This is a genomic window from Kitasatospora sp. NPDC088548, assembly GCF_044753005.1.
Classification (GTDB): Bacteria; Actinomycetota; Actinomycetes; order Streptomycetales; family Streptomycetaceae; genus Kitasatospora.
Genome location: NZ_JBIVMI010000022.1, coordinates 118,320 through 129,972, shown reverse-complemented (window position 1 = coordinate 129,972; position 11,653 = coordinate 118,320). Strand labels below are relative to the sequence as shown.

Annotated in this window: 7 protein-coding genes; 1 reads left to right on the top strand and 6 read right to left on the bottom strand. The window is 71.4% G+C overall.

Going from position 1 to position 11,653, the window contains the following annotated elements:
* Positions 1-57: 57 nt before the first annotated feature.
* The gene (locus ACIP82_RS26145) at positions 58-627 is read left to right on the top strand and encodes a Uma2 family endonuclease (RefSeq protein WP_400656698.1); all 570 of its coding nucleotides are present in this window, start codon (positions 58-60) and stop codon (positions 625-627) included.
* A 13-nt stretch (positions 628-640) separates the two neighbouring features.
* Here ACIP82_RS26145 and ACIP82_RS26140 read toward each other — a convergent pair whose 3' ends face one another.
* From ACIP82_RS26140 to ACIP82_RS26115, 6 genes are all read right to left on the bottom strand, one after another.
* Positions 641-1,432, bottom strand: coding sequence for a maleylpyruvate isomerase family mycothiol-dependent enzyme (locus ACIP82_RS26140; protein ID WP_363607364.1), 792 nt, complete (start codon positions 1,430-1,432; stop codon positions 641-643).
* 152 nt (positions 1,433-1,584) lie between these two features.
* Positions 1,585-3,042 (bottom strand): aldehyde dehydrogenase family protein, encoded by a 1,458-nt coding sequence (locus tag ACIP82_RS26135; protein WP_400656695.1) that lies wholly within the window; start codon positions 3,040-3,042, stop codon positions 1,585-1,587.
* Positions 3,043-3,112: 70 nt separating this feature from the next.
* Entirely contained in the window at positions 3,113-3,979 is an 867-nt protein-coding gene (locus ACIP82_RS26130) for a helix-turn-helix transcriptional regulator (RefSeq protein ID WP_363607362.1), read from the bottom strand.
* Positions 3,980-4,251: 272 nt separating this feature from the next.
* On the bottom strand, positions 4,252-5,712 hold the full coding sequence (locus tag ACIP82_RS26125) for a glutamate synthase subunit beta (protein WP_363607361.1): 1,461 nt from the start codon (positions 5,710-5,712) through the stop codon (positions 4,252-4,254).
* On the bottom strand, positions 5,705-10,306 hold the full coding sequence (gltB, locus tag ACIP82_RS26120) for a glutamate synthase large subunit (protein WP_363607387.1): 4,602 nt from the start codon (positions 10,304-10,306) through the stop codon (positions 5,705-5,707). Before gltB ends, ACIP82_RS26125 begins: the two co-directional genes overlap by 8 nt.
* Positions 10,307-10,835: 529 nt before the next feature.
* Positions 10,836-11,573, bottom strand: a complete 738-nt coding sequence (locus tag ACIP82_RS26115) for a VIT1/CCC1 transporter family protein (RefSeq protein WP_363607360.1) — start codon at positions 11,571-11,573, stop codon at positions 10,836-10,838.
* Positions 11,574-11,653: the final 80 nt, after the last annotated feature.

Sequence of the window (11,653 nt, the reverse complement as noted above, 5' to 3'; positions counted from 1 at the left end):
CCGCCACCGGAACGGCGCTCACCCCGTGCGCGGGCCCGGCGGTGCGAGGATGACGGCATGACCGAGTTCGACGTCCCCGAACGGCATACCCAGCTCCTGGCGTACGCGCGGAGCCTGACCCCGCCGTCGGGATGGAAGATCGAGGTGTCCGGTGACGAGATCATCATGACGGCCGGTCCATCGGTGATCCATCAGCGGAACCTGCTGATCGTCCGGGAGCAGTTCGACGCACACCGGCCCGCCGACCTGATGCCGAGCGAGAACACCGGCCTCGCGTCGCCGAACGTCGGCAAGCTCCGCAACCCGGACCTGACCTACATCCCGGTCTCGGTGGTCGAGTTCGGCGGCAACGACGTGCCGGCCGAGCTGGCCACGATCGCCGTCGAGATCGTCTCGCCGCCGAACCCGGAGAACGACCTGGTCGGCAAGGTTCGCGACTACCCGCTGACGCACATCCCGCTGTATCTGCTGATCGACCCGCGCGATGGCGTGCTCGTCCTCTACTCGGCCCCCTCCGGAGGCGTCTACCACCAGCGGTGGAGCGGCAGGTTCGGCGACCGGGTGCCGATCCCGGAGCCGTTCGCGTTCGACCTCGCCACCGACGCACTGATCCGCTACCCGGCCTGACCGCCGTACCCGCTCACCCGAAGCTGACCCGCTCCAGCCAGAAGTCGAGCAGGGCCGCGTCGCCGGCCACCTCGACGGCCCCGCCCCCGGCGGGGCGCCGCTTGTAGACCAGCAGCAGCAGGTCGGTCAGCGGAGCCCGCACGGTGACGGCGGCCGGCTCCCCGGAGCGGCGCCAGGCGAGGGCGTCGCCGGTGAGGTCCACCAGCCAGCCGGCCGCCGGCCCGGGCGGCAGATCGGTGGCCCGGAAGGCCAGGGTGCGGCCGGGGCCGAGCAGTTCGCGCATCCCGGGGCGGATCTCCAGGAGTACCGGCAGCGCACCGAGCTCCATCCACTCGTCAAGACCGTCCAGGGCCACCTCCCGGTCGACGGCGAACTCCGCGCCGAGGGCCAGGGTCGCGTCGGCCCGGTGGATGACGGTCTCGTGCAGGAACCGGCGCGCGTAGAAGGGCGCGCCGCCGCCCGGGACGGGCGACCACAACGCCGCCCCCGGGTCGGCGGCCCGCAGGGTGGCGGCGAGCCGCTCGGCGCCCTCGGCGAGCCAGGGGCCGAGTACGGCCGGGTCCTCGTCCGTGTAGGCGGAGAGGTCGCGGAGGTCGCCGTCGGGGACGGGCGCGGTGGCCCGGGTCCGCACGATCGTCTCGGCCCAGCGCTGGGCCCCGCCGAGGTGACGCAGCAGCTGGCCGACGTTCCAGTCGGGGCAGGAGGGGACCGGGACGGTGAGATCGGCGCCCTCGATCCGGGCCGCCAACAGCCCGGTCTGCGCGGCGATTTCGGAACAGAAGCGGTCATAGTCCAGAGAGCTCATGACGCCACGGTAGATCGAACAGCGGAAGCGCGACACCACCGGCGGCCCCGGCCGGGTCCGGAACGGCAACGGCCCGCCGCCCCAGGAGGGGTGACGGGCCCTTGGACGCCCCGGCGCACCGGCACACAAGGCCGCTCGGGACGGGAAGCGACTCAGAACGGGAAGCGGCTGCGCCCGTGCTGGACGGAGATCCACTTCACCGTGGTGAACGCGTCCACCGTCGACTCGCCGTTCAGCCGGCCCACGCCCGAGTTCTTCTCGCCGCCGAAGGGGACGACCGCCTCGTCGGCGATGGTGCCGTCGTTGACGTGGATCATGCCGGTCTCGATCCGCTTGGCCACCCGGACGCCACGCTCGACGTCCGCGGTGTGCACCGCGCCGCTGAGGCCGAACGGGGTGTCGTTGGCGAGCCGGACCGCCTCGTCCTCCCCGTCGAACGGGACCACCAGCACGACCGGGCCGAACAGTTCGCGCTGGAGGATCGGCGCGCCGGCCGGCAGGCCACCGAGCACGACCGGGTCCATCAGGCTGCCGCTGGTCCCGCCGCGCAGCAGCGCGGTGGCGCCGGAGGCGATCGCCTGGTCGACCTGGACGGTGAGGGAGTCGGCCTGGACGGGGTTGATCAGCGGGCCGATCTGGGTGGCCGGGTCCTTCGGGTCGCCGACCTTCAGCGAGGCGACCTTGCGGACGAACTTCTCGGTGAACTCGGCCTCGATGCCGCGGTCCACCAGCACCCGGTTGGCGGCCATGCAGACCTGGCCCTGGTGGGCGAAGCGGCTGAACACCGCCGCGTCCACCGCGTAGTCGATGTCGGCGTCGTCCAGCACGATCAGCGCGCTGTTCCCGCCGAGTTCCAGTACCGTCCGCTTGAAGTGCGAGGCGGCGACGGTGGCGACGTGCCGGCCCACCTTGTCGGAGCCGGTGAAGGAGATCACCTTGGGCACGGGGTGCTCGATGAAGGCGTCGCCGATCTCGGCGATGTCGGTGACCACGACGTTCAGCAGGCCGGCCGGCAGGCCCGCCTCCTCGAAGATCCTGGCGATCAGGGTGCCGCCGACCACCGGGGTCTCCTGGTGCGGCTTGAGCACCACGCCGTTGCCGAGGGCCAGGGCCGGGGCGACGGCCTTCAGCGACAGGAACAGCGGGAAGTTGAACGGGCTGATCACACCGACCACGCCGACCGGGAGGCGGTAGAGGCGGTTCTCCTTGCCGTCCACCGGCGAGGGCAGCAGCCGGCCCTCGGCGCGCAGTGACAGCTGCATCGACTCGCGCAGCATGTCCTTGGTGAGGGCGAGTTCGAACCCGGCCTTGAGCGCGGTGCCGCCCAGCTCGGCCATGATGGCCTCGGTGATCTCCTGCTCGCGCTCCTCGACGATGCGCAGCGCGCGCTCGAAGACCAGCCGGCGGGCGTAGGGGTTGGTGGCGGCCCACTCCTTCTGCGCCCGCTCGGCGGCCCGGTACGCCTGGTCGATCTCCTCGACGGTGGCGACGGTGATGGCGGCGATCTTGTCGCCGGTGAAGGGATCCACGTCGACGATGTCCCAGGATCCGCTGCCGGCCCGCCACTCGCCGTCGATGTACTGCAGCGCCAACTCGGAAAGGTACGACATCTGATCCCTCTCGTGCCGATTGGGGAAAACCCTACGATCAGATCTGATCGGCACTCATCGTACTGACGCTTTACAGTTCTTGGCGTACGGAGCGAAGAAGTTCCCGTGTCCGCTCGGGGGACAGGCCGTCGCCCAGCAGGCCGTTCATCGCGTCCGTGTACTCGGCCACCTCGGCGGGCTTGTCCAGATAGAGCGCGGTGGTGAACTGCTCCAGGTAGACCACGTCGGAGAGCTCCGGCTCGGCGAAGCTCAGCACCGAGAACGCGCCGCCCTCCGCGCGCAGGCCGCCGAAGCCCAGCGGCATCACCTGCAGCACCACGTGCGGCAGTTCGGTCAGCTCCAGCAGCCGGTCGATCTGCGCCCGCATCACCCCGGATCCGCCCCAGGGGCGGCGCAGCGCGGCCTCGTCCAGGACGGCCAGCAGCCGGGGCGCCCGCTCGGCGGTGAGCACCTCCTGGCGCTTGAGCCGGACCTCCACCCGCCGTTCGATCTCCTCGGCCTCGGTGACATGGCCGCCGACGGCGATCACCGCCCGCGCGTAGTCGGCGGTCTGCAGCAGGCCGTGGACGAACTGGACCTCGTAGCTGCGGATCTCGGCGGCGGCCTCCTCCAGTCCGACGTAGGTCTGGAACCAGCCCGGCAGGACGTCGCCGTACCCGTGCCACCAGGACGTCGCGTTGGCGTCCCGGACCAGCCCGAGGACGGAGGCCCGCTCCTGCTCGGCCTCGACGCCGTACAGGGTGAGCAGGTCGGCGACGTCGCGCTCCTTGAAGCCGACCCGGCCGAGCTCCATCCGGCTGATCTTCGACTCGGAGGCCCTGATCGAATAACCGGCCTCCTCCCGGCTGACACCCCGGGCCTCGCGCAGCCGGCGCAGCTGGGATCCCAGCAGCAGGCGCCGTACCGTGGCACCCCCGCCTGCCTGAGTCGTGCTCATCGCGTGAACCTCCGCACCTCGCGCAGCCCCCCGGCCGTCGGCGGCAGTCTGCCACCTGGCACCGACAAACAACAGCCCGTGAGCACAGGCGCTCACGGTGTGCTAGTCCCCCGCACCACCGCACCCCGGTGACCTGGCCCGCAGCACAGAACGGCGCCTGCCCTCCACTGGTCGGGGAGAGGGCAGGCGCCAGGGACCGCGTTGGCCCGGCGACGCTGACGGGAGAGCGGCTCATGTTGCCCGGCGATGCGGCGCCGGACGTTCAGGGGGTGTCAGACCACCAGGGGGCGGTCGGTCGGGCGGATCGGGGCGGGCAGCGGGGTCTTGCCGCCGAGGTACCGGTCCACCGCGGCCGCGGCCGAGCGGCCCTCCGCGATGGCCCAGACGATCAGCGACTGTCCGCGCCCTGCATCACCGCAAACGTACACGCCGTCCACGGTGGTGGCGAACTTGCCGTCCCGCGCGACGTTGCCACGGGCGTCCAGCTCGACGCCGAGCTGCTCGACCAGGCCGTTGCGGACGTCCGTGCCGGTGAAGCCCATGGCCAGGGTGACCAGCTGCGCCGGGATGGCCCGCTCGGTGCCGGGGACGGGCTCGAACCGGCCGTCCTTGAACTCGACCTCGACGAGGTGGAGCTCCTGGACGTTGCCGTCCTCGTCGCCGGTGAAGCGGGTGGTGTTCACGGCGTAGATCCGGTCACCGCCCTCCTCGTGCGCGGAGGTGACCTTGTAGGTCATCGGCATGGTCGGCCAGGGCTGGTGGCCGGGGCGCTCGTCGGCCGGCCGGGGCATGATCTCCAGCTGGGTGACGGAGGCCGCGCCCTGGCGCAGCGCGGTGCCGAGGCAGTCGGCGCCGGTGTCGCCGCCGCCGATGACGACGACGTGCTTGCCCTTGGCGCTGATCGGGGACTCGACGAAGTCGCCCTCCTGCACCTTGTTGGCCAGCGGCAGGTACTCCATGGCCTGGTGGATGCCCTTGAGCTCGCGCCCGGGCACCGGCAGGTCGCGGGCGGTGGTCGCACCCGCCGCGACCACGACGGCGTCGAAGCGCTCGCGCAGCTGCTGGCCGGTGATGTCCTCGCCGACGTGGACACCGGTGCGGAACCGGGTGCCCTCCGCGCGCATCTGCTCGACGCGGCGGTTGATGTGGCGCTTCTCCATCTTGAACTCGGGGATGCCGTAGCGCAGCAGGCCGCCGATGCGGTCGGCGCGCTCGTACACCACCACGGTGTGCCCGGCCCGGGTGAGCTGCTGGGCGGCGGCGAGTCCGGCCGGGCCCGAGCCCACCACGGCGACGGTCTTGCCGGAGAGCCGCTCGGGGATCTGCGCGGCGACGCCGCCCCGGTCCCAGGCCTTGTCGATGATGGTGACCTCGACGTTCTTGATGGTCACCGCGTCCTGGTTGATGCCGAGGACGCACGCGGACTCACAGGGCGCGGGGCAGAGCCGCCCGGTGAACTCCGGGAAGTTGTTGGTCGCGTGCAGGCGCTCGATGGCGCCGGACCAGTCGTCCCGGTAGGCGAGGTCGTTCCACTCGGGGATGAGGTTCCCGAGCGGGCAGCCGTTGTGGCAGAACGGGATGCCGCAGTCCATGCAGCGGCCGGCCTGCTTGGTGATGATCGGCAGGAGGCTGCGCTCGACGTAGACCTCGTTCCAGTCCCGCAGACGCACGTCCACGGGCCGGCGCTCGGCCAGCTGCTTGCCGGTGGTCAGGAAGCCCTTGGGGTCAGCCACGTGCCGCCTCCATCATCTTGCGAGTGGTCTCGGACTCGGAGAGTCCATCGCGCTCAGCGGCGTCCTTGGCGGCGAGCACAGCCTTGTAGTCGGTCGGCATGATCGTGGAGAAGCGGGAGACCCCGCTGCCCCAGTCGGCCAGGAGCTCGGCGGCCACGGTGGAGCCGGTCTCCTCGTAGTGCTGCTGCACGGTCGCGCGCAGCCAGTCGCGGTCGTCGGCGCTCGGGGCCTCGATGCCCACCATGCCGTCGTTGACGTTCGCGGGGCGCAGGTCCAGCACGTAGGCGACACCGCCGGACATGCCCGCCGCGAGGTTGCGTCCGGTCTCGCCGAGGATGACGACCCGGCCGCCGGTCATGTACTCCAGGCCGTGGTCGCCCACGCCTTCGACGACCAGGGTGGCACCGGAGTTGCGGACGGCGAAGCGCTCGCCGGCCTTGCCGCGCAGGTGGATCCGGCCGCTGGTGGCGCCGTAGCCGATGGTGTTGCCGGCGATGACGTGGTTCTGGGCGTCGTTGCCGATGGCGGCGGCGTCGCGGGCCGGGCGGACGATCACCACGCCGCCGGAGAGGCCCTTGCCGACGTAGTCGTTGGCGTCGCCCTCCAGGCGCAGGGTGATGCCGCTCGGCACGAAGGCGCCGAAGGACTGCCCGGCCGAGCCGGTGAAGGTGACGTCGATGGTCCCCTCCGGCAGGCCCTCGCCGCGGTACCGCTTGGTCACCTCGTGGCCGAGCATGGTGCCGACGGTGCGGTTGACGTTGCGGATCGGCAGCTGGATGCGGACGGCGTCGCCGTTCTCCAGCGCGTCCTGGGCGAGCACGATCAGCTGGTTGTCGAGGGCCTTGTCGAGTGCGTGGTCCTGCGTGGTGGTGCGGTGCAGGGCCGCGCCCTCGGGCAGCTCGGGAACGTGGAAGAGCGGGGCCAGGTCGAGCCCGGCGGCCTTCCAGTGGTCGATCGCGGACTCGGCGTTGATGTGCTCGGCGTGGCCGACGGCCTCCTCGATCGTGCGGAAGCCCAGCCCGGCGAGGATCTCGCGGACCTCCTCGGCGATGAACTCGAAGAAGTTGACCACGAACTCGGGCTTGCCGGAGAAGCGTTCGCGCAGCACCGGGTTCTGGGTGGCGACGCCGACCGGGCAGGTGTCGAGGTGGCAGACGCGCATCATGATGCAGCCGGAGACGACCAGCGGCGCGGTGGCGAAGCCGAACTCCTCGGCGCCGAGCAGCGCGGCGATGACCACGTCACGGCCGGTCTTCAGCTGGCCGTCGGTCTGCACCACGATACGGTCGCGCAGGCCGTTGAGCAGCAGGGTCTGCTGGGTCTCGGCGAGGCCGAGCTCCCAGGGGCCGCCGGCGTGCTTGAGCGAGGTGAGCGGCGAGGCGCCGGTGCCGCCGTCGTGGCCGGAGACCAGCACCACGTCCGCGTGCGCCTTGGAGACGCCCGCCGCGACCGTGCCGACGCCGACCTCGGAGACCAGCTTCACGTGGACGCGGGCCGCCGGGTTGGCGTTCTTGAGGTCGTGGATCAGCTGGGCCAGATCCTCGATGGAGTAGATGTCGTGGTGCGGCGGCGGGGAGATCAGGCCGACGCCCGGGGTGGAGTGCCTGGTCCTGGCGACCCACGGGTAGACCTTGTGGCCGGGCAGCTGGCCGCCCTCGCCGGGCTTGGCGCCCTGGGCCATCTTGATCTGGATGTCGTCCGCGTTGACCAGGTACTCGGAGGTGACGCCGAACCGGCCGGAGGCGACCTGCTTGATCGCCGAGCGGCGCTCCGGGTCGTACAGGCGGTCCGGGTCCTCGCCGCCCTCACCGGTGTTGGACTTGCCGCCGAGGCGGTTCATCGCGATGGCGAGGGTCTCGTGCGCCTCACGGGAGATGGAGCCGTACGACATGGCGCCGGTGGAGAAGCGCTTGACGATCTCGGAGACCGGCTCGACCTCCTCGACCGGGACGGGGGTGCGGCCGAGGGCGTCCAGCCGGAACAGGCCGCGCAGCGTCATCAGACGCTCGGACTGCTCGTTCACCCGGTCCGTGTACTGCTTGAAGATGTCGTACCGGCGGTTGCGGGTGGAGTGCTGGAGCCGGAAGACGGTGTCCGGGTCGAACAGGTGCGGCTCGCCCTCGCGGCGCCACTGGTACTCGCCGCCGATGTCCAGCGCGCGGTGCGCGGCGGGGATGCCGGAGGCCGGGTAGGCCTTGGCGTGCCGGGCGGCGGTCTCCTTGGCGATCTCGTCCAGGCCGATGCCGCCGAGCTTGGTGGTGGTGCCGGCGAAGTAGGCGCGGACCAGCTGCTCGGAGAGGCCGATCGCCTCGAAGACCTGCGCGCCGCGGTAGGAGGCGACGGTGGAGATGCCCATCTTGGACATGACCTTGAGCACGCCCTTGCCGAGCGCCTTGATCAGGTTCCGGATGGCCTTCTCGGGCTCGATGCCGGTCAGGAAGGTCCCCTGGGCGACCAGGTCCTCGACGGACTCCATGGCCAGGTACGGGTTGACCGCGCCGGCGCCGTAGCCGATCAGCAGGGCGACGTGGTGGACCTCGCGGACGTCGCCGGCCTCGACCAGCAGCGACACCTGGGTGCGCTGCTTGGTGCGGATCAGGTGGTGGTGGATCGCCGAGGTGAGCAGCAGCGAGGGGATCGGGGCGTGCTCGGCGTCGGAGTGCCGGTCGGAGAGGACGACGATCCGGGCGCCCTCGGCGATCGCCGCGTCGGCCTCGGCGGCGATCCCGGCCAGGCGGGCGGCCAGTCCCTCGCCGCCGGTGGCGACCTTGTAGAGGCCGGAGAGCGTGACGGCCTTGAGGCCGGGCTGGTCGCCGTCGGCGTTGACGTGGACGAGCTTGGCCAGCTCGTCGTTGTCGATCACCGGGAAGGTGATGCCGACCGAGCGACAGGAGGCGGCCTCGGCGGCCAGCAGGTTGCCCTCCGGGCCGAGGTTGCTCAGCAGCGAGGTGACGAGCTCCTCGCGGATGGCGTCCAGCGGCGGGTTGGTGACCTGCGCGAAGAGCTGCACGAAGTAGTCGAAGAGCAGTCGCGGCTTCTCGGAGAGCGCGGCGATCGGGCTGTCGGTGCCCATCGAGCCGAGCGCCTCGCCGCCGGTCTTCGCCATCGGGGCGAGGATGACCCGCAGCTCCTCCTCGGTGTAGCCGAAGGTCTGCTGACGGCGCGTCACCGAGGCGTGGGTGTGGGCGATGTGCTCGCGCTCGGGGAGCTTGGCGAGCTGGATCTGGCCGGCCGCGACCCACTCCGCGTAGGGGTGCTCGGAGGCCAGCGCGGACTTGAGCTCCTCGTCCTCGACGATGCGGTGCTCCGCGGTGTCGACGAGGAACATCCTGCCGGGCTGGAGCCGGCCCTTCCTGACGACCTTCTCCTGCTCGATGTCGAGGACGCCGACCTCGGAGGAGAGGACGACCAGGCCGTCCTCGGTGATCCAGTAGCGGGCCGGACGCAGGCCGTTGCGGTCCAGGACGGCGCCGATCTGGGTGCCGTCGGTGAAGGTGACGCAGGCCGGGCCGTCCCAGGGCTCCATCAGGTTGGAGTGGTACTGGTAGAACGCGCGGCGGGCCGGGTCCATGGTGGCGTGGTTCTCCCACGCCTCCGGGATCATCATCAGCACCGAGTGCGGCAGCGAGCGGCCGCCGAGGTGGAGCAGCTCCAGGACCTCGTCGAAGGAGGCCGAGTCGGAGTGGTCCGGGGTGCAGACCGGGAAGATCCGCTCCAGGCCCCGCCCGTCGGCGGAGGCCGGGATGAGGTCGGTGGCGAGCTGGGACTCGCGGGCGGTCATCCAGTTCCGGTTGCCCTTGACCGTGTTGATCTCGCCGTTGTGCGCGACGAAGCGGTACGGGTGGGCGAGCGGCCAGCTCGGGAAGGTGTTGGTGGAGAAGCGCGAGTGCACCAGGCCGAGCGCGGAGGCGTAGAGCCGGTCCGACAGGTCGGGGAAGAAGGGCTCCAGCTGGCCGGTGGTCAGCATGCCCTTGTAGACGATGGTGCGGGCGGAGAGCGACGGGAAGTAGACGCCCGCTTCGCGCTCGGCGCGCTTGCGGACGACGAAGGCGACCCGGTCCAGCTCGATGCCGGCCTTCTCCGGGTGCGACAGGAAGACCTGGCGGAAGCGCGGCATCACGCTGCGGGCGGTCGTGCCCAGCAGGTCCGGGGTGACCGGGACGTCGCGCCAGCCGAGGACGGTCAGGCCCTCCTCGGCGGCGATCGCGTCGATCCGGGCGACGGCGGCCGCGTCGGCCTCGTCGGCGTCCGGGAGGAAGGCGATGCCGACGGCGTAGGAGCCGGCCGCGGGCAGCTCGAAGGGGACCTTGGCGCGCAGGAAGGCGTCCGGGATCTGGGTGAGGATGCCCGCGCCGTCACCGGAGTCCGGCTCGGCGCCGGTGGCACCGCGGTGCTCCAGGTTGCGCAGGACGGTCAGCGCCTGCTCGACGATCTTGTGATCGGCGATGCCGGTCAGCGTGGCGACGAAGCCGACGCCACAGGCGTCGTGCTCGTTCCGCGGGTCGTACAGGCCCTGAGCAGCAGGTCGCGCATCCGGAACGAGCGCGTACGGCGGGCGGACCGCGCCGGCCTGGGGCTCGTTGGCGGAGTGCATGGATGCAGACAGCATCGGCTCTCCCGTCGTCGTCTTGAGCAATGAGCTTGGGCAATAGGGACGACGTTGGCCCTCTGCGAGTTGGTGCAGGTTACATGATGCCGGAGATCCCGGGGAGTGGGACATCACGTCCATATAGCGGACATGACCCCAGGTCAGAGGCTATTACCTGCTAGTAGTCCGGGTGGCGGGAGACAGCTGTCCGGCCACGCGCTCCCTCAAGTGTGCCCCCACCCCCGGGGACCGAAACAGGGGCGAAATCCCCCGTCGGCACGACCGCCCCTAGAGCGCCTTCGATTCGATCCCCCGAAACCGGCCCGGCGATGGAAACCCTCGAAAGGGCGGGCTCGCGACCCACGACCAAAAAAGCGGGCCGTCCGACCCGTGTGCGGAACGTCACGCAGTACACGGCATAACCATGCAGTCACCGCGCGCCGGTCCCGCACCCCTCCGCGCCCCCGCCGGCCCGTCCACCACCTCCACCGCCCCCGGCCCCCGCCCCGACCCGCCGGCCCGCCGGCCGCCGGCCTCAGCCGACGTGCCCGCCGATCAGCCAGCCCAGCAGATACGTCACCCCGGCCGCCGCACCGCCCAGCACCAGCTGCCGCAGCCCGCTGTACCACCAGTTGCGCGCCGTCACCCGGGCCACCACCGCACCGCAGGCGAACAGGCCGACCACCGCGATCAGCAGCGCCGGCAGCAGCGAGGTCGCGCCCAGCAGGTACGGCAGCAGCGGCAGCAGCGCGCCGACCGCGAAGCAGACGAACGAGGACCCGGCCGCCACCCACGGCGAGGGCAGGTCGTTGGGGTCTATGCCCAGCTCCTCCCGGGCGTGGATCTCCAGCGTCTGGTCCGGATCGGCGGAGAGCTGCCGCGCCACCTCGTGCGCCAGCGCCGGCTCCACCCCGCGGGCCACGTACAGCTGTGCCAGCTCGGCCAGCTCGCCGTGCGGGTTGCGGTGCAGCTCCAGCCGCTCGGCCTCGATCTCGGCCTGCACCAGCTCGCGCTGCGAGGCCACCGAGGTGTACTCCCCCGCGGCCATCGAGCAGGCGCCGGCCGCCAGGCCCGCGAGGCCGGTCAGCACCACCGTGCCGCTGGAGACCGCACCGCCGACCACACCGGTCATCAGCGCGAAATTGGAGACCAGCCCGTCCATCGCGCCGAACACGGCGGGCCGCAGCCAGCCGCCGTTCACATCGCGGTGGTGCCCCGCAGCAGGGATGCGGGGGTGGTTCCCGGCCTCGGGCTCAAGGGTGGTCGCACTCACTTTTTCGGGCCTCCGTTCGATCGTCTGACCTGAACGTAGCCCGCCCGACCTGGGCATTTCCAGCAAAGTAAGGCTGTCCG